This is a genomic window from Vibrio bivalvicida, assembly GCF_001399455.2.
Taxonomy (GTDB): Bacteria; Pseudomonadota; Gammaproteobacteria; order Enterobacterales; family Vibrionaceae; genus Vibrio; species Vibrio bivalvicida.
The window spans coordinates 141028-162897 of the sequence record NZ_LLEI02000075.1 but is presented as its reverse complement, the minus strand read 5'-3'; the positions used below and the strand labels follow the sequence as shown (position 1 = coordinate 162897).

The following is a 21870-nucleotide window of genomic DNA, read 5'->3' as shown; positions in this document are numbered from 1 at the left end:
ATCTAAAAGGTGAACATTCAATAGATTATTTATTTCCTTATAAAGCAATCACTTAATAACACGCCGCATGCAAATTCTCATATTTAACAGGTCATAACCCCTAGCCCAATGGGTAGCCTCACCCCACTTCAAAGCCTCTCAGGTTTATAAACTAAAGCACTAGATAACAGGCACTTGACTAAAACCTCATATATCAGTGAAACAAGTTGAGATAACAAGACTTGGGTATGCAATTAAAGAGATATGAATTAGCTTAGTAACGTCAGGGATCGACTCGGTGTACAAAACAATGAAAATAATCACTCACATAATTGTCTCAACTCTTTTGCTGTTCATGGCCTTTGCCACCAGTGCAGAGGAGGTATTTCCATTATCACCCCCTGATACCAGCACACCTAAAGCCACATTCGATAGTTTTAATCGTTTGGTCTCTACTGCTAACCACCAACTATCTCAATTACCAGAGTTACCAACAGAACAACGCGAAGCGACCAAGCAATCTGTCTATGCCTTGTTCAATAAAGCGGTACAGTGCTTTGATTTTTCGCAACAACCAAAATCTGAATACTCTAGAATCTCACTTGAATCAGTGATGTTAATGAAAGAGATTCTCGATCGTATTCCTGCTTTCGATCCCTCCATCATTCCCGACTCTAATCAGGTACAACAATGGACTGTGCCCAATACTCAACTTGTCATTACAAAACAGCCCAACGGTCAATTTCTTTTTTCTGCTCAAACGGTCGACAGCTTACATAGCAACTATCAGCTAATTAAACATCTGCCTAATCGGGATGGCACAGAAAAAGACTTCTATCGCTATTTCTCCCTTTCTGCAGGTAAGTTAGTCCCTCCCGCTTGGTTTGCATGGATTGAAGACCTGCCCCCCGTGTTTATGCTAGAACTGGCTGAACAGGCCGTGTGGCAGTGGTTAGGATTAGTAACGTTATCAATCTTGCTCTGTATGTATAGCGTTTGGGTTTACCGCTCTAACAGGCTAACGCTTTTACGCCCTTTGTTAATGGCAGTCGGTTTAGGCTTGTTTATCGCTATCAGCAACCACCAGCTTAATCTCACCGGGCAATTAATGTCTGTCGTGTCGATATGTGGTGAGTTGGTTATCTGGCTGCTAATCGCACAAGCTGCCTACTTACTTGGCTACAAAACATGTTCTGCTATGGCTAAAACCACAGACGCCTCTAACCTGCGCCAGAGCATTACTCAGATTATCGGGACACTTGTTGGCTCTGCGCTAGCGGTAAGCATTTTCGGTTACGGACTGAGCCGGATCGGCGTACCTGTCTATGGCATTGTCACTGGCCTGAGTTTAGGCGGTATGGCAATTGCGCTCGCTATTCGGCCAACAATGGAAAACCTAATTGGTGGTGTGATTCTGTTCTTAGACAAGTCACTCTCGGTGGGTGACTACTGCCAAATGGGTAAAGTGTCAGGAGTGGTGGAACGGATTGGTGTGCGCTCTACCCGCATTCGCGCCAAAGACAGAACTCAAATCACTATAGCCAATGGTGATTTAGTCAAAATGGAGATCATTAACTACAGTCGCCGTGACCGATATCCATTTAAAGCAGAAATCGCGCTGCGCTTTGGTACCCCAATCACCGTCGTAACAAATATTACACACGAGATTGAAGCCATGCTTGTCGCTCATCCAGACACTCTGGATTCCCCCGTTCGGGTCCATTTCTCAACATTCGATAACTATCGCATCAACTTAGAGATTCTCGCTCACCTAGATACCACCAACCGCGAGCGTTTCCTGGAGCTGCAACAAGAACTTCTGTTTAGCATCGAGCGTATCATCAAACAAAACAACGCCGAGTTCGCCATCCCAATCCAAGCTACGATTTTGCAAATGGCGAGTGGCAAGCAAGAGTCGATTAATGCAGAGAAGTTAGATAATTATTCAGTTTCATGAGACCTGATAATGATCTCACTACTCACCCGCTACCAGTACCTACATCAAGTACTTTATTATTTGGCAAAGACCAGTAAGGCTGCCATGAACAATGCTCATAATCATCAGAAATGCTGTTATATTGAGCGCACAGTTGTTCCGCATTTTGCTTGTAAAAAGAATAACTTGAAGACATAGCTTTGCTACCGAAGTGGAACTTACTGCATAGTAATTGGCTTTATAATTGATTCCCCCCCAAGAGCCAGTAAAACTTGTTGCAATTTAGTTAAATAGAATTAAAACTCTAACTGTGTAAACCAGATTGACCACATACCTGTGGATTGGATAACGGAAGGAGCGCGTTTTGTTAAGTATTCTTCGCCTTGTATTGGCTGCTATTTATATTGTGTTTATGACCCTCTTCGCTATGGTTTATTGCCTGTTTAGCCCAAGGAACCCAAGGCACGTGTATTTCTTTTGCCGTTGGTTTAACCAGCTACACAAATTGGTTGGTTTAAAGTTGATTCAACGCGGTCTAGAGCGAGCGCCTACGCAGAAAAACAGTGTCTATATATCTAACCACCAAAGCGTGTATGACTTTGTTACCTCACCGGGAATGCTAAGACCACGTACCGTTTCATTAGGTAAAAAAGAACTGCTTTGGGTACCGTTTTTTGGTCAACTGTATTGGATCACTGGCAATATTTTGATTAACCGCCAAGATAAGTCCAAAGCTCGCGATACGATTAAGCAAGTTGCGGAAGCCATCCACCAACGCGATCTGTCCGTTTGGGCTTACCCGGAAGGTACCCGCAGCAAAGGGAGAGGACTGCTACCGTTCAAAACCGGTGCCTTTCGTATGGCAATTGAAGCCGGCGTACTAATCACACCTATGGTGGTGAGCACCACGCATAACAAGATTGACCTTAACCGCCGCAACAATGGTGTGGTAATCACTGAAATGCTTGAGCCAATTGATACCACCAATTACAGCCTGAGTGATGCCCGCGCTCTTGCAGAGCATTGTCATCAGTTAATGGAAGCTAAAATCGCTGAGCTGGATAAAGAAGTGGCGGCTCTCGAAGCGCAGCATAGCTTTAGCGTAAACACGCAAGATAATACGATCAAAGAGTAACTCAGTCGCAGATAAACCACTGAGTACTCTATAGCTTACTGCCAAAGGTGTTCAATCCTCGCAAATTTGAGTGGGTTAGTTGTCGTAAAATAGCTTTGTCGGCACAGTCAGCTTGAAAGGTTGCGAGGAATTAACATGAAAATCATTCACCATGGCGGCAAACAAACCATTACTGGCTCTTGCCATGAGCTCAGATCAGAGGCTCAAGCAATTCTTATCGACTGCGGGCTGTTTCAAGGCGCCGATGCTCGGCCTTTGGATATTGAATTTGAAACCTCTCACTTGACCGCGATTGTCATTACCCATGCCCATATTGACCACATAGGTCGACTGCCATGGTTACTCGCAACTGGCTACAACCAACCTATTTACTGCACCACCGCAACAGCCGAGCTGATCCCATTAATGCTCGAAGATAGCCTAAAGCTGCAACTCGGTTTAGACCGTAAACAAACCGAGCGAGTGTTAAACAAGGTACGTCGCCTGATTAAGCCATTGGACTACAATTGTTGGCATTGCCTCGACAAGATTAACCCCCTTGGTTCGATGACGATACGTTTTCAACCAGCGGGGCATATACTCGGCTCTGCCTTTGTCGAAGTGCGCTTAGCCAATCAAGAGGTGGTGGTCTTTTCTGGCGATTTAGGCCCAAGCAATACCCCTCTTCTGCCCGATCCGAGATCACCCGAACGTGCCGACTATCTGTTGATTGAAACCACCTATGGTGATAAGAATCACGACGATATAAAAACTCGAGCAGAAAGATTGAAAGCCATCATAGAACGCTCTCTTGAAGATGGAGGAGCGATCTTGATTCCTGCGTTTAGTGTTGGGCGCACTCAGGAATTATTGTTCGATATTGAGCAGCTCATCCACCACCAACAAATAGATGTTTCTATCCCTATAATTCTCGACTCGCCAATGGCTCAGCGTGTCACTCGTTCCTATCGCCATTTCAAACAGTTGTGGGGGCAAGAAGCCAAACAACGATTAGAACTGCACCGTCACCCATTGGCTTTTGAGCAATGCATTACGGTCGAAGATCATCGGACCCACCAGCGTTTGGTCAATCGTCTGCAATCGACCCAAGAGCCCGCAATAGTGGTCGCCGCTTCTGGTATGTGTCAGGGGGGGCGTATTATGGACTACCTCAAAGCGCTGCTGCCGCTAGAGAACACCGATGTACTTTTGGCAGGTTACCAAGCGCAAGGGACATTGGGTCAAGAAATACAAACAGGCGCAATGGAAGTAGAAATTGATGGTGAAGAGATAGAGGTTAAAGCGCAAGTTCATACCATGTCGGGCTACTCTGCCCATGCTGATAAACACGATCTTCTGCGCTTTATCAATGGCATTGCCGACAAACCGAAACAGGTTCACTTAATTCATGGCGAGCCCGAAACTCAGGACAAGTTTGCTCGTGAGCTTCACGATCTTGGTTATCACGTTAACCAATAGTTTGACATCAATAATCGTAATCGAAACCACAAATACTATTCGCCACTGCGCTCATATCTTTTCAGTTAAAGAGACGCTATTCTGAACAAGTGTTTATCGCTGGAATTCTCTATGGACATATTCATACTGGTGGGGCTTATCACCCTTAATGGCCTGTTCGCCATGTCAGAACTGGCGCTTGTGGCTGCGAAGTCGAGCCGATTAAAAGCGCTCGCTCAAACTCAGTCTTCAGCGCAGCTCGCTCTTGAGCTAAAAAACAACCCAACCCGCTTTTTATCAACCATCCAAATTGGTATTACCGCGATTGGTATTTTGAGTGGTATTTTCGGTGAAGCAACCCTCTCTACACCTTTTGCTCTGTGGCTTACACGACAAGGACTTGATGCCGAATTGGCTTCTATCGTCGCAACCGCAAGCGTCGTTGTGTTAATCACTTACTTCGCGATTGTGGTTGGTGAGCTGGTGCCTAAACGTTTTGCTCAGCGTAATGCCGAGAGAATTGCCATTATTGTCGCCTATCCTATTCATTGGCTGGCAATAGTGACCACACCCTTTGTGTTATTGCTGAGCACATCAACCGATGCACTTCTCAAACTGTTTCGCCAACAAGGTGATGATAGCGAGCAAGTCACAGAGGAAGATATCTTTGCGGTAGTGAGTGAAGGTTCAGAATCGGGGGCGATTGAGCCTCAAGAGCAGCAGATGATCCGTAATATTCTGCATTTGAATGATCGCCTAGTGACCTCTTTGATGACCCCGCGCTGCGATATGGATTACCTCGACATCGAGCAGCCGATAGAGTCATGCCTAATGCAAATACGTCATACTCAGCATTCGGTTTGGCCAGTCTGTCATGGAAGCTTAGACAATATCATCGGCACAATTTCATCTAAGGTGCTGCTCGACCAATATGAGTCACTTTCGATTGGAAAAATCGCTCGCTTGGTCAGAAAGCCACTTTACTTCCCTGAGTCAATGAAAGGCTTACCTTTGCTCAATCAAATGCAGCAATACAACTGTGAGATGGCTTTTATCGTCGATGAATATGGAGACATCCAAGGATTGGTGACGCACTACGATATTCTAGAATCTGTCGCCGGAGAGTTAGGCTTGGCCCCACAGCACACTTGGGCGAGACAACATCAAGATGGTAGCTGGTGGATGGACGCTCTGATCCCACTAAGTGAGCTAAAACGCCGTTTAAATATCAGCGTCATTGAGGGGGAAACAAGTGAAGGCTTCCAAACCCTCAATGGCTTTCTAACCTGGCTAATCGGCCGAGTCCCTGCAGAAAGTGAAGTGATTGCTTATCAAGAATGGCAGTTTGAGATTCTAAAAGTACAGAACAACCGAATATTGCAGGTTCGGGTGAGTTTAAGAACGGAAAGAGATTAGAAACGAGAAACGAGAAACGAGAAACGAGAAACGAAACAATTCTATAGGCTGGCGTACAACGTCAACCTTTAGTGCTTTCATCTCGGAGCGTAGCGTTCTATAGGACGCAGTCCGTTCTCGTTTCTCGCAGGGCGAAGCCCGTTCTCTCTAGGCCCTAAGCGCCTGCTCCAAGTCAGCAAGAATATCATCGATATGTTCGATACCTACGGACAAACGAATCATCTCAGGTGATACTCCTGCTTGTTTCTGCTCCGCTTCACTTAACTGGCGGTGTGTGGTCGAGGCTGGGTGACAAGCCAGTGATTTCGCATCACCAATGTTGACCAAACGTTTAAAGATCTGCAGCGCATCATAGAAACGAACACCTGCGTTGTAACCCTCTTTTAGACCGAAAGACAAAATCGCAGATGGTTTACCCTTCATGTACTTTTCTGCCAGCGGGTAAAACTCAGAGCTTGGTAAACCTGCGTAGCTCACCCAACTGACTTTGTCGTGCTGCTGTAAGTACTCGGCGACTTTCATTGCGTTCTCAGTATGACGCTCCATTCGCAGAGATAATGTCTCTAGCCCTTGCATTAGCATGAAGGCATTCATTGGAGATAAGGCTGAACCCGTATTACGCAGTGGCACAGTACGCGCACGACCAATAAACGCTGCTTCACCGAAAGCTTCTGTATAAACTACACCGTGGTACGACGGCTCCGGTTGATTAAACACAGGAAAACGGTCTTTATGCTGTGCCCACGGAAATTTGCCAGAGTCGATAATAATACCGCCTAACGTGGTACCATGACCGCCAACGTATTTGGTTAGCGAGTGCAGCACAATATCGGCACCAAACTCAATGGGCTTACAAAGCGCAGGTGTTGCAACGGTATTATCAACAATAACCGGAACACCTTGAGCATGAGCAAGCTCGGCCACACGCTCCAAATCAATGATGTTACCAGCTGGGTTACCAATACTTTCGCAGTACACTGCTTTGGTATTTTCATCGATCAACTCGGCAAGGCTCTCGGGCTTATCATCTTTAGCGAATTTCACGTTAATCCCTTGGCTTGGCAACATGTGCGCAAACAAGGTATAGGTGCCACCGTATAGCTGAGGCGTCGAAACGATATTATCGCCAGCCTGAGCCAGTGTCAGGATCGCATAGTTGATTGCCGCGCTACCCGCACTCACAACAAGACCGGCAATCCCGCCTTCCAAAGCTGCCATGCGTTTTTCCAACACGTCATTAGTTGGGTTCATGATGCGCGTATAAATATTGCCCGGGACTTCTAAGTTAAACAAATCGGCGCCATGCTGAGCATTGTCAAACTCATAAGCGACCGTTTGATAGATTGGTGTCGCAACTGATTTTGTGGTTGGGTCGGTTTCATAACCAAAGTGGATCGAGAGCGTTTCGTCTTTCATGTGCCTTCCTTGCGTGATTAACGTAAATTTTGTGTATTGTCATATCAGTAATTAGCATTAACTTGTTCATTATTTACGCAAATATGTGGATTCATTCACACTCAGAGTCGCCTTACTTTCAATATTGCCTTGTGTGCTAAGGTTAAGCTTTGGTCAAGATCATCTGGATAGACCATTTAATTGCATAGCTTCATGTATACTGCGCGGCAGTTATAGCCACATGAATAAAAGTATGTTTCTGTCACCGTATTTTTCACAAGATAACAATCAGTTCCAGTTCACTCGCCAGCAAGCAAGCCACTTTGCTAAAAAGGTAGCGGGCGACTTTAACCCTATCCACGACGAAGATAACAAACGCTTCTGTGTACCTGGCGATCTGCTATTTGCTGTATTGCTAAGCAAAGAAGGCATTAGCCAGAAAATGCGCTTTGATTTCTCAGGTATGGTTAACGATGGGATTTCGCTATCGATTGAGAACAAATGTGAGAAAGAAAGTGCGCTAGTCGATGACAATGCGAAGGAATACTTACACATGTCTCACGAAGGTGAAGTAAGCCGCGATGCTGCATTTATCGAGCACGTAGTTACGAGCTATGTTCAGTTCTCTGGCATGAATTTCCCGCACATCATGGTTCCACTGATGGAAGAAGCACAGATGATGATCAACTGCCAGCGTCCATTGGTAATTTATGAAAGTATGGAAGTTGAATTTGATCGCCTTGACCTGACTCATCCTGAAGTTGAATTCGCTGGTGCGACCTTTGACGTTGAAGGCAAGCGCGGTGTTGTCACACTAAACTTCAGCTTTAAAGAAGATGGCGAAGTGGTTGGCAAAGGCATTAAGCGCATGGTGGCAAGCGGCTTAAAACCTTATAATCAAGAAGCGGTTGACGACCTAGTAGAGCGCTTTAACGCGCGTAAAGATTGCTTCTTAGCCGAGTTTGCCAACGCCGCTTAATCAGCAAGAGTTTCAGCATAAAGGGTTACCATCTGGTGACCCTTTTTGTTTTCCGCGACACTAAGTTCAAACAATTCAGATAACTCGCTAGCCTCACTCTACTATCTTGGTTAGCCTCTGCTTTTCGCTTATTTGCCAATAAACCAAGATGACTATACACGCCCAATATTTCGCTTCAATTCTTGATTTTGTCCAATCTGAAAACTCAGACATCTGCACGCAGCTTTCTCAACCGACTTCAGACTGGAAGACAAAAATTGACCTACTTAAACAGCAATTTAATCAACTACCACATTTGGCGGGCGATATTGTTTTGGGTTTGTCGCAAGCAGATTCTAATTTGGATATCGAGGTTGTTATTCTTTATCGTGGTTTGGTGTTCCCAGTCGACATTGACCTTGTTGACCAAGACTACACCGAAGAGTTAAAAGCCAATATCCACCAGCAAGCTAGGCGACTAAAAAAGTGTCATTTTGAAAGTAAGTCGAAGTTTATTGTCCCTGTTCAGATAGCGACAAATGCTAGCCCTCAAGGCAGCGCGATTACCGTCTCTGAAGATTTAGTTGCCGACACCATGTGTGACACGGGCGAGCACCTTGCTGCTCTGATTGAGCACTTTTCTAACCAGTACAAAGACGATCAAATCATCCTCAGTGACTGGTTAAAAAGTGACATCAAGGCAGAATAGCGCTTTGCATTAACGAGTCATCTTCTTAACGAACACCACCACAAACAGCGCCATGGTAAAGCTGCCTAAGAAAGCTTCGCAGGCCGCTATAAAGCGTGCCAAGCCGACGGGCGATATATCGCCGTACCCCAATGTAGTAAATGTCACTACGCTAAAATAAAGCGAGTTGAAGAACTCAAGTACATAGAACTTCCACCCAGTGACTCCCTCGTAAATAGGGTGGGCTCCGGTGGTATCCAAAAAGAAGTAAGCCAATGCACAGACCAAAATCAAAAAGATAGAAAAGCCTACTACGCGAATTGGATCTTCTCCGTAGCCACAAAAGACATCTACCAACTTGGAGATCATCCTTTTTACACTCAGAAGTGGCATTTGATAACGCCGATAACGCATCTCGCGCTTAAAGAAGTCTCCCGCCATTTCAAACAGCCCTTGCTTCTCACACTGCTTACGAATATTGCGGCACACCTCTTCAGCCTCTTGGCATAGCATGACTGATTTCTTACGATCACGCTGCCTCAGCGCTTTTTTCGCTTCCAACTCTTGCTTAAGACACCCTCCCCACTCGATATTTTCAAGCTTGGCACGAGAAAGTTCAGCACCGAGTAAGTTACAGTTGTCTAGTTTGGCGCAGTGTAGATTTGCACCAATTAACTTAGCCTTCATCAAAGATGAGCCACGTAAATCTAAGCCAAAAAAATGAGCCTCCGTTAAATTTGCTCGATAAAAATCCACATCTCGACATTGATAACCTTCTTTACAGCCTCGGTTTACTAAATCAAGGTCTTCGAGGTTTGTTCTTGCCAACTGAAATCCGTCTAAAGGTTTACCTGCTGCGGCCCATTGTTCAACCTTGTCTTTTATATTGTCTTTGCTTTTATCGACTTTTGGGTCATGCCAGTAACACAATCCTGACTCCCCACACGGTTGATCACAGCACCAGCCATCTGGATTTTGATAGCTGCATTGGCCTTGGTGAGATTCCATATGCGCTGCCCCTAACATTATCTATCTCGGCAAAGGCCAAGCTAGACACAATATTAAGTGTAGTGGGTGCATATGGGCTCGCCATTGTTATTTATAATTTAATTAATATGACTATTTCTTAGTCGCTGAGTTAGCTGGGAAAGTTTTTGTTACCCTTCACCTGCTCTCTTAACCATTGTTTGAACAATCTGGTGTATGGATCATCGATATGAGTGAGAACAAAATAACCCGCATTGGCTTCAATTGCAGTAAAAGGCGCAACCAACTTTCCCTGCTCGATCTCATCTCCCAGTAAAGCAACTCTTGCGAGGGCGATTCCAACTCCGGCCTCTGCAGCCGACATTGCCATATCGGTACGGTTAAAAAAGTGTCCTCGGTTGGTTGCGAAATCGAGTTGCTGTTGTGAAGCCCAATACAACCACTCATAGTCTTTCTCGGCTCCCTGCCAAGGCATTACGTCATGGAGTAAAGTCACTCCTTCCCATGCGCTGCTACCTTCCACCAGCTTGGAGTGGACAGAAAAATATTCTCGGCTCATCACGGGGATGAGCATTTCTTCCATTAATAACTCGGCTTCTGAGTGCTTATAAGGCAAAGACCCGTAATCAATTGCAATATCGAAATTACGCTTATCACTATCGACCAAGGCTCCCTCGGCAAAAGTGTGGATCTGTATATCAGGATATAGTTTGTGGAAGTTTTCTAGCCTTGGAACCAGCCATTTAAAGGCAAAAGAAGGCGTTAGTTTGAGGCGAATCTGCTTGCGCTCAGAAACTTGTGTTAATTGAAAAACGTTCTCTTCAATAGCAGCAAAGTGGTGACTCGTAGCATCAACCAGTTTCTTACCCTGATCTGTTAGACGTATTCCACGAGCATGACGTTCAAATACACTAAACCCTAACCGTTGTTCAATTTGCTGAAGTTGTTGGCTGACAGCCCCGAGTGTAAGGTTCAGCTCTTTAGCTGCGCTCGTTAAGCTCTGGTGCCGAGCAACAATGCAGATCAAATTCACCCCATGCAGCAAGGTCGATTTCATATTAAGCCTTTAGAAAAACTAAAACCCAATATCAATTCTTATCGATTGTTAAGCAGATGTAAATTATTCATCCTTAGCAAAATTTCAAACTGTGAGTAACGTTCGTGAAGGTGATTGTTTTAGGGAGTGGGGTCATCGGATTAACCAGTGCTTGGTACTTAAATCAAGCTGGATTCGATGTCACTGTGATAGACAGACAAGCTAAAGCGGGAGAAGAAACTAGCTTTGCCAATGCAGGCCAAATCTCATATGGCTACTCTTCGCCTTGGGCTGCGCCTGGCATTCCCACTAAAGCCATTAAGTGGCTATTTGAACAACATGCCCCGCTGAAAATTAAGCCCTCCCTCAGCCCTGATTTGCTCCACTGGGCGAGTCAAATGCTCGGCAATTGCCAGTTGGATAAGTACCGTGTCAACAAATCTCGTATGCTTACCATCGCCAATCGTAGCCGTGAGTGTTTAGCCGCATTAAACCAACAGTTTGAGCTCGATTACCAAGGACGTACTCAAGGCACGCTGCAAATATTCCGCACTTCTGCCCAGCTTAAAGCCGTAGAAAAAGATATGGCGCTGCTAGAAGAGAGTGGCACCCAGTTCAAATTACTCGATGCCAAGCAATGTCTCAATCAAGAACCAGGGCTGGCCAATATGCAAGGTGAGTTGGTTGGCGGGCTTTACCTGCCTGATGACGAAACCGGAGATTGCTATCTGTTTTGCCAACAGCTGCATAAGATGGCAGAGCAAGCTGGGGTTGAGTTTATGTTTAACACAGATGTTGAGGCTCTGCTGACGGAAGGCACTAAGGTGGTGGGTGTTAAAACCTCTCTAGGGACGTTAAGTGCTGATTACTTTGTGGTCGCATTAGGCAGTTACTCGAAAGCTCTACTTAACCCGATCGGTATCGATATTCCGGTTTATCCGGTTAAGGGCTACTCATTGACCCTGCCAGTCACTAACGAACGGCAAGCCCCTTCGTCCACCATTATGGATGAAACCTATAAAGTGGCACTCACCCGCTTTGACCAAAGGATCCGTGTCGCAGGCACCGCAGAGTTGGCCGGGTTTGATCCTGCTTTACCCGACAAGCGTCTCGCAACACTAAACCACGTCGTCAGTGACTTGTTCCCACAAGGCGTTGATTTCTCTCAGGCTGAATACTGGACAGGGTTTCGCCCCATGACACCGGATGGAACGCCAATCATAGGCCAAACAAAGTTCAGCAATTTGTTCACCAACACTGGGCATGGAACATTGGGCTGGACGATGGCGTGTGGTTCAGCCGATATCTTAGCCGAGTTGATGGCATCAAACGGTCAGAAGCCTCTTTCAGAGCTCAGTATGGAGAGGTATGCCTAAAAGCTAAGCTAAACCGTACTCTTCACATCAACACAATTAACTCATTTACGTTCTATTAACAAAATATATAGCAACGTATTTGGGTTATTTGTCGTACGTATAATCCACCACCAAACCTCCCCAATCGACCATATAGCGTTCCAATTGAAGCTCAGTAAGTAATCAATCGCTACTATTTAACAATTTTTTAGCACTTTGTGTTTTGGGTCACGCTAATTAACACTAACAAATAAATAAATTAACAATTACATTACAGAAAGGGTAATATCCTGTTCAGAAAACAACCACTATAAAACAAAACAGGGAAAATACTTATGCAGTCATTAGTTGATTTTCTGAATGGAATTATCTGGAGCCCGGTATTGATTTACCTTTGCCTTGGCGCTGGTTTGTTCTATTCGATCATGACTCGATTTGTTCAAGTTCGTCACTTTAGTGAAATGTGGCGTTTACTTCTTTCAGGGAAAAGTTCTACTAAGGGTATCTCATCATTCCAAGCACTAGCGGTTTCGCTATCTGGTCGTGTGGGTACAGGTAACATTGCAGGTGTTGCGGCGGCTATCGGTTTTGGTGGTCCAGGTGCAGTATTCTGGATGTGGGTTGTGGCCTTCTTTGGCGCAGCAACAGCGTACGCAGAGTCAACACTGGCACAGATCTACAAGGAAGAAGACGAAGGCCAGTTCCGTGGTGGTCCGGCTTACTACATTGAAAAAGCAATGGGTCAAACTTGGTACGCATGGATCTTCGCAATCGCGACTATCTTTGCTTGTGGTTTCCTACTACCTGGCGTTCAGTCAAACAGTATCGGTAATGCGGTTGAAGCAGCATTCGGTTCTGGTGAAATGATTGAAACAGCTATCGGTACATTCAGCTTTGCGAAGATCTTCACAGGTACGCTGATTTCAGTCATCCTAGCGTTTATCATCTTCGGTGGCGTTAAACGTATTGCTAACTTCACGCAGATTGTTGTTCCTTTCATGGCGCTTGCTTACATTGTGACAGCCTTCATCATCATCCTTCTCAACATCGGTGAAGTACCACGCGTATTCTCTATGATCATTGGCGATGCATTCACACCTATGGCAGGTGTTGGTGCAGCTATCGGTTGGGGTGTTAAACGTGGTGTTTACTCAAACGAAGCAGGCCAAGGTACTGGTCCTCACGCAGCGGCAGCAGCGAGCGTTGATCACCCTGCGCAACAAGGTCTAGTACAATCGTTCTCTATCTACATCGATACACTACTAGTATGTTCTGCAACTGCATTTATGATCATCATCACTGGTGCATACAACGTTCATGGCGCTGAAGGCTTCCTAGTACAGAACGTTGCTGCTGATATTGCTGCAAACGGCCCGGTATTCACTCAGATGGCAATTGAAAGTGCACTACCAGGCATTGGTAAACCATTCATCGCAATCGCACTGTTCTTCTTCGCGTTTACTACGATTCTTGCTTACTACTACATCGCAGAAACTAACGTGGCTTACATCCGTCGCCACATCAAAGTTAATGGACTGATGTTCCTACTAAAAGTGGCACTAATCGCAGTCGTGTTCTACGGTACAGTTAAGACAGCAAACCTTGCATGGGCAATGGGTGACGTAGGTGTAGGTCTAATGGCGTGGCTAAACATCGTTGGTATCTTGATCATCTTCTTCATGTCTAAGCCTGCTTTGAAAGCTCTGAATGATTATGAAGAGCAACAAAAACAAGGTGTTACAGAGTACACGTTCAACCCAGTAAAACTAGGCATCAAAGGTGCTGATTACTGGGAAGACAAGTACCGCCGTAAAACTGGCAAGCAGCCAACGGCTGAACCAGAGTCCAAACCGGTTGAACAACCTTCAACCTAATAGCGACACGCTATAAAAAATAAGAAAATGCAGTGGTAAAAAAAGGGGTTAGCCAATGGCTAACCCCTTTCATCTTATTGTTCCCAAAAATTTACTAAGTTAGATAACTTAGGTTTAGTCAATGTTGCTTCAGGCACATCATCAACTAAATTCTTTTAATTATGCCGCTACCTGCTCTAGAGGCATTTCTACTGCTGGCTTTTTCTCACCAATTGGCAAGATAGTACGGCCATATTCGTTGTTCAGTACTTGTGCCATAGCGAAGTAGATCGCGCTCGCGCCGCAGAAGATACCTTCAATACCCGCAATAGTACCGATGAACTGACTACCTGTGAAATCACGCGCTGCTAGTAAGAAGAATAGGATTGTTAGTGAGCCAAATACTACTTGCTTTGCTACTGGGTAGCATAGTGAGCCAATAAACATAAAGCCTGTGAAAATACCCCATAACGCTAAGTACCAACCCATAAAGCTTGCTGGGCTTGCTGGTAGCCCCATGTATGGCATAACAAGAATTCCAACCAATGTTAGCCAGAACAGGCCGTAAGAAGTAAACGCCGTAGTACCAAAAGTATCACCACGCTTGAAACACATCATGCCGACAAAAACTTGGCTCAGACCACCATAGAAAATACCCATTGCTAGGATCATTGAATCAATAGGGAAAAAACCTGCATTGTGGATGTTTAGCAGGATGGTTGTCATACCGAAACCCATTAGGCCCAATGGAGCCGGGTTCGCCAGTTTTGTTGACATTTTGCGCACCTTTAAAAAAAGTTAATAAAATTTACGCGCAAATTTTAGTGACGTTCAATAAAAAAGATAGTGTTCGGAATCGCAATCTAAGGTTGCGCAAATCATTAAATGAGAACTTTGACCGTATTTGAGCCGATAAGGGATGCAAAACACGTGAAATCCGTACAACATCGAGTAAGAAAAAATAGGCCCTGAAATAAATTCAGGGCCTATTCAATCGATTTATCTTGTTTTAAAGACTTACTGGCAAGAAATTTCGTCCCAGAACCAGTTTGCTTGAGTTGGTGTATCCCACGTTCCTGGACCATTTTTGGCAATAAAACACTTACCGTTGTAGGTCACTTTATCGCCATTCGCGACCTGAGAAACACCCGGTTGCCACTGAATAAACGTATTTGGATCCGGTGTTGGTTGTGGGTCTGGAGTTGGTGTCGGCTGCGGATCAGGCGTTGGGGTTGGGTCTGGAGTAGGATCAGGCGTCGGCTCTGGTGTACCAGCCACTAACTCCCATGGACCACCTAAGCTTGGATCATCACCTTGCGTCCACCATTTCGCTTTGTAAGTGGCCCCTTTATAGGTAACTTGATCACCAGCGTTGTACACCTTCGTTGCGCTCCAGCCTGTTCCATTGTCTGGATTAGGATCGACGGGGTCTAACTTCTCAACCACACGGACTTCAGGCCAACTAGCGTGTGAGCCGTAGAGATTGGTTACACACTTCTCGTAATCACCCGAAACAAGTGCTGAATAAGCGGTTTGGAAGCCAACCAGCTCACACTCGAAGGAGTACCCCCCCGGTCTGTCTGCATAGTATTTCCAGTTCCCATCCCAGTTGGTGTAAAGCACATCCGTTGCGCCATTAAGATTCAGGCTGCCGTAAGGCGTTTGCTGCCAGCAGGTGTTCTTTTCATCGGCTTCAATAGGAAGCTGATAGTGAGCCGACAAACCTTCCCAGTAGCGAATACGGTTAACTGGCTGCCCTTTGTTTTTGTTTTGCTCACCACATTCAATCCCACCGTTGATGATGTTAATCGTGGTACCAAAACCGTAACCAATTCCTGCGTCAACTTCACGCTGAGAAGGCGACCATGTTTTATCAATGACATGCAGCATTGCCGGCTTGGGTGCTTGTGGTGTGAGGAAGAACCAAATAGCAGAAGCTAGGTTTAACCAAGAGTCTGCCACTAAACCTGGATTGTTGAGCAGCACTGACGCATCACCATCAAACATGGCTTCAGAGAATGCGCCATAGTTAAAGTGGTAAGAAAGCTGCTTGGCACCTCGGCCAAAATAGCCCTGCCCAGTAGCACAAGGCCACTTTTTGTTTTGCCAATCATTCTGCCCACAACCTGTGGTATAGCCTTCCTGACCTTCAGACCAGCCCATTTCGCGTACATGCACTAGTGCTTGTTGCCACTCTTCTAAAGCTAGTGGGTTGTCAGAGAGATTATCTTTCGCTATATGCCCACCAGTTTCTTGAGCAAAATGAGCAAAAGCGGTCACGATCGAACGTTTACAGATGGCATCAGAATCACGCCCATCGGTGTACTCTGCACAAAATGCCGGGAACTTACCAATAGCACGTAAGAAACGCGTATAGGTGTATTCTGGAGCAGCCATATGGGTAAGAAAGTCCCACTCTGCTCTTGGAAATACTCGCTCTGCTCTTTTTACGTTACCTGGGTTGGTTGCTAACCCCGAATCAATCGCTTCAACCACTGCGTTTGGCGCCGTTCGTAACGCTTGAGACCATATGTGATACATAGGATCCGCCGTCTGCTGACTCTCTGCTGCTTGGATATCAGCACGTGAAACGACATAACCAGTAGGGTTTTGAGGATCGGGCTGGATGTTCATCGTCGCCCAAGATGTAGGTGCCGCAGATAGCATGGCTAGTGCTGCGAGGTAGCTTGTTTTCTTCATCAGACAAGTCCTTAAGTGAATTTCTGAACAAAGACTAGAAAACTCAGCCACTAACTTCACGGCTAGTATGTTGCGTTAAGGTCAAGTTGCGAGTCACTCTTAAGTTGCAACGGAATCTGAAACTATCGTACTAATAAAAACTGTCTAGTAGGTTCAAAAAACGAATGTTCTAGAAACGTCTTAATTAATAGAAACATCGTTTGGTAAAAACACAGAAAATAACGTTAATTATCTTGTGGTATAAAAAAAGCCAGTCCGATGACTGGCTTAGTTAATCTATTCAAACAGGAAAATTATTCCCACTCAATTGTTGCTGGTGGTTTACCTGAAATGTCGTATACCACGCGAGAAATGCCATCTACTTCGTTGATAATGCGGTTAGAAACCTTGCCTAGGAAGTCATATGGTAAGTGTGCCCAATGCGCCGTCATAAAGTCGATAGTTTCTACCGCACGTAGCGATACAACCCAGTCGTACTTGCGGCCATCGCCCATTACACCTACAGAGCGTACAGGTAGGAATACCGTGAACGCTTGAGATACTTTGTTGTATAGGTCAGCAGTATGTAACTCTTCAATAAAGATAGCATCAGCACGGCGTAGTAAGTCACAGTATTCTTTCTTGATTTCGCCAAGTACGCGAACACCAAGACCAGGGCCAGGGAACGGGTGGCGGTAAAGCATATTGTAAGGTAAGCCAAGCTCTAGGCCAATCTTACGTACTTCGTCTTTAAACAGCTCACGTAATGGCTCAACAAGGCCCATTTCCATATCATCTGGAAGACCGCCCACATTGTGGTGTGATTTGATTACGTGCGCTTTACCCGTCTTAGATGCTGCAGATTCGATTACGTCTGGGTAGATAGTACCCTGCGCTAACCATTTAGCGTTCTTAAGCTTCTTAGACTCTTCGTCGAATACGTCAACAAATACGTGACCGATAGTCTTACGCTTCTCTTCTGGATCAGACTTGCCTTCAAGCGCAGCTAAGAAACGTTCTTCAGCGTCAACTTTGATAATGTTAAGACCAAACTGATCACCAAACATATCCATAACTTGCTGACCTTCGTTAAGGCGAAGTAGACCATTATCAACAAATACACAGGTTAATCTGTCACCGATTGCACGGTGAACTAGCATCGCTACTACTGATGAATCAACACCGCCAGATAGACCTAGGATAACTTCATCATCACCAACCTGCTCTTTGATACGTGCAACCGCATCTTCGATGATTGATTCAGAAGTCCATAGACGCTCACAGCCACATACGCCAAGAACAAAGTTCTCTAGCATCTGCAGTCCTTGTTTAGTGTGCGTTACTTCTGGGTGAAACTGAACACCGTAGTATTTCTTTTCTTCATTCGCCATTGCAGCGTAAGGACAAGTCTCGGTCTCACCAACTTTGACAAAATCTGCTGGAATTTCTACTACTTTGTCACCGTGGCTCATCCAAACGTCTTGAGTCGCTTCAAGATCTTTAAATAGTGCCGATTCACCAGAAACTTTAACTTGAGCGTATCCAAACTCACGCTCAGTAGAGCCGGCAACTTTGCCACCTAGCTGCTCAGCCATTGTTTGCATGCCGTAACATACACCAAATACTGGAACACCTGAGTCAAATACATATTGAGGAGCGCGAGGAGAGTTGTCCTCGGTAACACTTTCAGGGCCACCAGATAGGATGATGCCATCTGGGTTGAATTCACGAATATCCGCTTCTTCTACATCCCAGCTCCAAAGTTCACAGTAAACGCCGATTTCACGGACGCGGCGCGCGACAAGTTGAGTGTACTGAGAACCGAAGTCCAAGATCAGAATACGTTGGTCATGGATATTTTTAGTCATTTTGAGCAGTCTTATAAGCTAGGTTATTAAAACGGAGGCGAGTTTACTCGCCTCTTATTAATGCTTCAAGGAAAAAAGCAAACGTTTCCGTCAGGTTTATACTAATCGAATTAGGATTAGCCTAGACGGTAGTTTGGAGCCTCTTTCGTAATTTGAACGTCGTGTACATGAGACTCTTTCATGCCAGCGCCTGAAATACGTACGAATTCAGCTTTAGTACGCATATCTTCAACCGTTGCACTGCCTGTAAGACCCATGCTTGAACGTAGACCACCCATCTGTTGGTGAACGATCTCTTTTAGGCGGCCTTTGTATGCGATACGACCTTCGATACCTTCTGGTACTAGCTTGTCTGCTGCGTTATCTGACTGGAAGTAACGGTCAGAAGAGCCTTGAGACATAGCGCCTAGTGAACCCATACCACGGTATGCTTTGTATGAACGACCGTTGTATAGAATCACTTCACCCGGAGCTTCTTCAGTACCCGCGAACATTGAACCAACCATCACAACAGATGCGCCCGCTACAATTGCTTTACAGATATCACCAGAGAAACGAATACCGCCGTCAGCGATAACAGGAATGCCGTACTCGCCAGCAACTTCTGCTGCGTCTGCAATAGCGGTAACTTGAGGTACACCAACACCAGTAACGATACGAGTTGTACAGATAGAACCAGGGCCAATACCCACTTTCACTGCGCTTACGCCAGCTTCGATCAGAGCCTTCGCGCCTGCACCTGTTGCTACGTTACCGCCAATGATGTCTAGATCTGGGTATGCCGCGCGAGTTTCGCGAATACGGTTTAGAACACCTTCAGAGTGACCGTGTGAAGAGTCGATAAGTAGAACGTCTACGCCTGCTTCTACTAGAGCTTTAACGCGTTCTTCGTTACCCGCGCCTGCGCCAACGGCTGCACCTACACGTAGGCGACCTTGCTCGTCTTTACATGCGTTTGGTTTACGCTCTGCTTTATGGAAGTCTTTTGCTGTGATCATACCGGTTAGTTGGAACTCATCATTCACAACCAGTACTTTCTCTACGCGCGCTTCGTGCATTTTCTCTTGAACTTCTTCACGAGTTGCACCTTCTTTAACAGCCGCTAGACGCTCTTTAGGCGTCATCACAACTTCTACTTTCTTAGAAAGGTCCGTTACGAAACGAACGTCACGACCAGTGATGATACCAACCAGTTCGTTGTTATCTGTCACTACAGGGAAACCTGCAAAACCATGCTTTTCAGTAAGAGCAACCACATCAGCAATTGTGGCATCAGGGCTAACTGTCACAGGGTGAGAAACCACACCTGCTTCGTAAATCTTAACCTGATGAACCATTTCTGCTTGCTGCTCAATCGACATGTTCTTGTGGATAAAGCCAATGCCACCCTCTTGCGCTAGTGCAATTGCTAGGCGCGCTTCAGTAACGGTGTCCATAGACGCCGAAATCATTGGGATGTTTAGGGTGATGTTCTTAGTTAGCTGAGTGCGAAGATCAGCTGTGTTTGGGAGAACAGTGGAGTGTGCTGGCACAAGTAGTACGTCATCGAATGTCAGCGCTTCTTTGGCAATTCTTAGCATTTGCAATATCTCACAATTAGAGGAGTAAAAAGAACAATCCAATCTCATCGTTTCGCATAATGAGGGCAGTAAGCAGAGATGCTAGGCTGCATTTGGATTAGATATTGCGGACGGATTATACGGCTAACGCAATCGCTTGACCACTAGTTTTTTTAATTTTTTTCTTGCATTTACCCCCTTGCTATGTATTATATTGCCGCTAACTTCCATACCCACGCCTACGGAATTAGCTGTGTCTTCTCTGACCAATCAAAACATCTTCACCGTATCTCGTCTTAATGCTGAAGTCCGCTTGTTGTTAGAAAATGAAATGGGCATTGTTTGGTTAGTGGGAGAAATCTCTAACTTTTCTGAGCCTGTTTCAGGTCACTGGTATCTCACCCTTAAAGACTCACGCGCTCAAGTAAAGTGTGCCATGTTCCGTGGTAACAATCGTCGCGTTACTTTCAAGCCACAAAACGGCAATCAAGTTTTGGTTAAAGCTCGTTTATCGCTTTATGAACCTCGTGGCGACTATCAACTAATAATTGAAAGCATGCAGCCAGAGGGTGACGGCAGACTTCAACAGCAATTTGAAGAACTAAAGATGAAATTGGCTGGTGAAGGGTTATTTGCCCAAACCAGCAAAAAACCATTACCTGAGCATCCAAAATGTGTGGGGGTTATCACCTCTAAAACCGGGGCGGCTCTTTTCGACATTCTCGATGTCCTCAAACGTCGTGATCCTTCTCTTCCTGTGGTTATCTACCCAACTATGGTCCAGGGTGAACAAGCTGCGATTCAAATTGCACAAGCGATTGGATGTGCCAATAGCCGCAATGAATGTGATGTTTTGATTGTTGGCCGTGGCGGTGGCTCACTGGAAGATTTGTGGTGTTTTAACAACGAGATCCTTGCGCGCACTATTGCTTCTAGTCAGATTCCTATTATCAGCGCGGTTGGTCATGAAGTCGATGTCACTATCGCCGATTTTGTGGCGGATATGCGTGCCCCTACTCCGTCGGCTGCAGCCGAACTGGTTAGTAGAGACAATAGCCATAAAGACCAAGCGCTTCTAGCACGCCAACACAAACTAAGCAGCTCTATGCGTTACTTTTTGGCTGAGCAGAAAAAAACCACCGCTTCTTTGCTTCACCGTCTAGAGCGGCAACACCCTAGCTATCAGCTTCAGCGCCAAAGTCAGCAGCTCGATGAACTCGAAGCTAGACTACATCGCGCTATGGGGCAATATATTGCGGTGCGTAATCAGAAGGTTGAACGTCAACAGCACAAAATTCAGCTCAATTCTCCCACCAAGCGACTCGCAGAGCAGAAAGGCTCTTTGCAAAGAGTTGAACAGAAGTTGCTGGATGCTATGGATAGAAAACTGCTCAACGTCCGTCATCAGTTGGCCATCGCTGCAGAAAAACTCGATACCGTTAGCCCGCTAGCGACACTCAAGCGTGGCTATTCGATCACTCAAACAGCGCAAGGCAACGTCGTGACTCAAACGTCACAAATAAAATCGGGCGACACTTTGGTCACCCGTTTATCTGATGGTGAGATTCGCTCGATAGCCAATTAGATAA

The 21870-nt window shown here is 45.6% G+C and carries 16 protein-coding genes; 9 read left to right on the top strand and 7 right to left on the bottom strand.

The features are described from left to right. The first annotated feature begins 289 nt into the window (after nucleotides 1-289). The 4 genes from APB76_RS19820 to APB76_RS19805 all read left to right on the top strand — a co-directional run bounded on the left by APB76_RS19820 (nucleotide 290) and on the right by APB76_RS19805 (nucleotide 5903). Complete coding sequence (locus tag APB76_RS19820) at nucleotides 290-1936, top strand: mechanosensitive ion channel family protein (RefSeq protein ID WP_054962432.1); 1647 nt, start codon at nucleotides 290-292, stop codon at nucleotides 1934-1936. A 343-nt stretch (nucleotides 1937-2279) separates the two neighbouring features. Then, nucleotides 2280-3050 carry a 1-acylglycerol-3-phosphate O-acyltransferase gene (locus APB76_RS19815; protein WP_054962347.1) on the top strand — a complete coding sequence of 257 codons (771 nt, stop codon included), beginning with the start codon at nucleotides 2280-2282 and terminating at the stop codon, nucleotides 3048-3050. 135 nt (nucleotides 3051-3185) lie between these two features. After that, a complete protein-coding gene (locus APB76_RS19810; protein ID WP_054962348.1) occupies nucleotides 3186-4508 on the top strand; it encodes an MBL fold metallo-hydrolase RNA specificity domain-containing protein in 1323 nt (440 codons plus the stop codon). 111 nt (nucleotides 4509-4619) lie between these two features. Continuing rightward, nucleotides 4620-5903 carry a hemolysin family protein gene (locus APB76_RS19805; RefSeq protein ID WP_054962349.1) on the top strand — a complete coding sequence of 428 codons (1284 nt, stop codon included), beginning with the start codon at nucleotides 4620-4622 and terminating at the stop codon, nucleotides 5901-5903. Nucleotides 5904-6050: 147 nt separating this feature from the next. Here the strand turns inward: APB76_RS19805 and APB76_RS19800 are convergent, their stop codons facing one another. Then, nucleotides 6051-7319: an O-acetylhomoserine aminocarboxypropyltransferase/cysteine synthase family protein gene (locus tag APB76_RS19800; RefSeq protein WP_054962350.1), complete on the bottom strand. Its 1269-nt coding sequence runs from the start codon at nucleotides 7317-7319 to the stop codon at nucleotides 6051-6053. Between the two features lie 232 nt (nucleotides 7320-7551). Between APB76_RS19800 and APB76_RS19795 the strand changes: the two genes are divergently transcribed. Beyond that, on the top strand, nucleotides 7552-8277 hold the full coding sequence (locus tag APB76_RS19795; RefSeq protein WP_054962351.1) for a DUF3581 domain-containing protein: 726 nt from the start codon (nucleotides 7552-7554) through the stop codon (nucleotides 8275-8277). Nucleotides 8278-8425: 148 nt separating this feature from the next. Continuing rightward, nucleotides 8426-8965 (top strand): hypothetical protein, encoded by a 540-nt coding sequence (locus tag APB76_RS19790; protein WP_054962352.1) that lies wholly within the window; start codon nucleotides 8426-8428, stop codon nucleotides 8963-8965. A gap of 9 nt (nucleotides 8966-8974) precedes the next feature. On the opposite strand, the gene APB76_RS19785 is transcribed toward APB76_RS19790, so the two are convergent. Beyond that, nucleotides 8975-9952 carry an ion channel gene (locus APB76_RS19785; RefSeq protein WP_054962353.1) on the bottom strand — a complete coding sequence of 326 codons (978 nt, stop codon included), beginning with the start codon at nucleotides 9950-9952 and terminating at the stop codon, nucleotides 8975-8977. A gap of 130 nt (nucleotides 9953-10082) precedes the next feature. Continuing rightward, entirely contained in the window at nucleotides 10083-10988 is a 906-nt protein-coding gene (locus APB76_RS19780; protein ID WP_049846535.1) for a LysR substrate-binding domain-containing protein, read from the bottom strand. Nucleotides 10989-11092: 104 nt separating this feature from the next. Between APB76_RS19780 and APB76_RS19775 the strand changes: the two genes are divergently transcribed. Together APB76_RS19775 and APB76_RS19770 are read left to right on the top strand one after the other, a co-directional pair. After that, the gene (locus APB76_RS19775; RefSeq protein WP_054962354.1) at nucleotides 11093-12343 is read left to right on the top strand and encodes a D-amino acid dehydrogenase; all 1251 of its coding nucleotides are present in this window, start codon (nucleotides 11093-11095) and stop codon (nucleotides 12341-12343) included. A 314-nt stretch (nucleotides 12344-12657) separates the two neighbouring features. Then, nucleotides 12658-14196: an alanine/glycine:cation symporter family protein gene (locus APB76_RS19770; RefSeq protein ID WP_054962355.1), complete on the top strand. Its 1539-nt coding sequence runs from the start codon at nucleotides 12658-12660 to the stop codon at nucleotides 14194-14196. A gap of 159 nt (nucleotides 14197-14355) precedes the next feature. On the opposite strand, the gene APB76_RS19765 is transcribed toward APB76_RS19770, so the two are convergent. From APB76_RS19765 to guaB, 4 genes are all read right to left on the bottom strand, one after another. Continuing rightward, nucleotides 14356-14952: an acetate uptake transporter gene (locus APB76_RS19765; protein ID WP_054962356.1), complete on the bottom strand. Its 597-nt coding sequence runs from the start codon at nucleotides 14950-14952 to the stop codon at nucleotides 14356-14358. Between the two features lie 240 nt (nucleotides 14953-15192). After that, on the bottom strand, nucleotides 15193-16875 hold the full coding sequence (locus tag APB76_RS19760) for a glycoside hydrolase family 19 protein (RefSeq protein ID WP_054962357.1): 1683 nt from the start codon (nucleotides 16873-16875) through the stop codon (nucleotides 15193-15195). 293 nt (nucleotides 16876-17168) lie between these two features. Further along, nucleotides 17169-18722: a glutamine-hydrolyzing GMP synthase gene (gene guaA / locus APB76_RS19755; protein WP_049846530.1), complete on the bottom strand. Its 1554-nt coding sequence runs from the start codon at nucleotides 18720-18722 to the stop codon at nucleotides 17169-17171. A gap of 116 nt (nucleotides 18723-18838) precedes the next feature. After that, nucleotides 18839-20302 (bottom strand): IMP dehydrogenase, encoded by a 1464-nt coding sequence (gene guaB, locus APB76_RS19750; protein ID WP_049846529.1) that lies wholly within the window; start codon nucleotides 20300-20302, stop codon nucleotides 18839-18841. A 232-nt stretch (nucleotides 20303-20534) separates the two neighbouring features. On the opposite strand from guaB, the gene xseA reads away from it, so the two are divergent. Next, nucleotides 20535-21866: an exodeoxyribonuclease VII large subunit gene (gene xseA / locus APB76_RS19745; RefSeq protein WP_054962358.1), complete on the top strand. Its 1332-nt coding sequence runs from the start codon at nucleotides 20535-20537 to the stop codon at nucleotides 21864-21866. Nucleotides 21867-21870 lie beyond the last annotated feature (4 nt).

Excerpts from the sequence above, each read along its gene's own strand:
- APB76_RS19820 (WP_054962432.1), top strand. The coding sequence starts at position 290 with ATGAAAATAATCACTCACATAATTGTCTCAACTCTTTTGCTGTTCATG.
- APB76_RS19810 (WP_054962348.1), top strand. The coding sequence starts at position 3,186 with ATGAAAATCATTCACCATGGCGGCAAACAAACCATTACTGGCTCTTGC.
- APB76_RS19805 (WP_054962349.1), top strand. The coding sequence starts at position 4,620 with ATGGACATATTCATACTGGTGGGGCTTATCACCCTTAATGGCCTGTTC.
- APB76_RS19800 (WP_054962350.1), bottom strand. The coding sequence starts at position 7,319 with ATGAAAGACGAAACGCTCTCGATCCACTTTGGTTATGAAACCGACCCA.
- APB76_RS19795 (WP_054962351.1), top strand. The coding sequence starts at position 7,552 with ATGTTTCTGTCACCGTATTTTTCACAAGATAACAATCAGTTCCAGTTC.
- APB76_RS19790 (WP_054962352.1), top strand. The coding sequence starts at position 8,426 with ATGACTATACACGCCCAATATTTCGCTTCAATTCTTGATTTTGTCCAA.
- APB76_RS19785 (WP_054962353.1), bottom strand. The coding sequence starts at position 9,952 with ATGGAATCTCACCAAGGCCAATGCAGCTATCAAAATCCAGATGGCTGG.
- APB76_RS19780 (WP_049846535.1), bottom strand. The coding sequence starts at position 10,988 with ATGAAATCGACCTTGCTGCATGGGGTGAATTTGATCTGCATTGTTGCT.
- APB76_RS19770 (WP_054962355.1), top strand. The coding sequence starts at position 12,658 with ATGCAGTCATTAGTTGATTTTCTGAATGGAATTATCTGGAGCCCGGTA.
- APB76_RS19765 (WP_054962356.1), bottom strand. The coding sequence starts at position 14,952 with ATGTCAACAAAACTGGCGAACCCGGCTCCATTGGGCCTAATGGGTTTC.
- APB76_RS19760 (WP_054962357.1), bottom strand. The coding sequence starts at position 16,875 with ATGAAGAAAACAAGCTACCTCGCAGCACTAGCCATGCTATCTGCGGCA.
- guaA (WP_049846530.1), bottom strand. The coding sequence starts at position 18,722 with ATGACTAAAAATATCCATGACCAACGTATTCTGATCTTGGACTTCGGT.
- guaB (WP_049846529.1), bottom strand. The coding sequence starts at position 20,302 with ATGCTAAGAATTGCCAAAGAAGCGCTGACATTCGATGACGTACTACTT.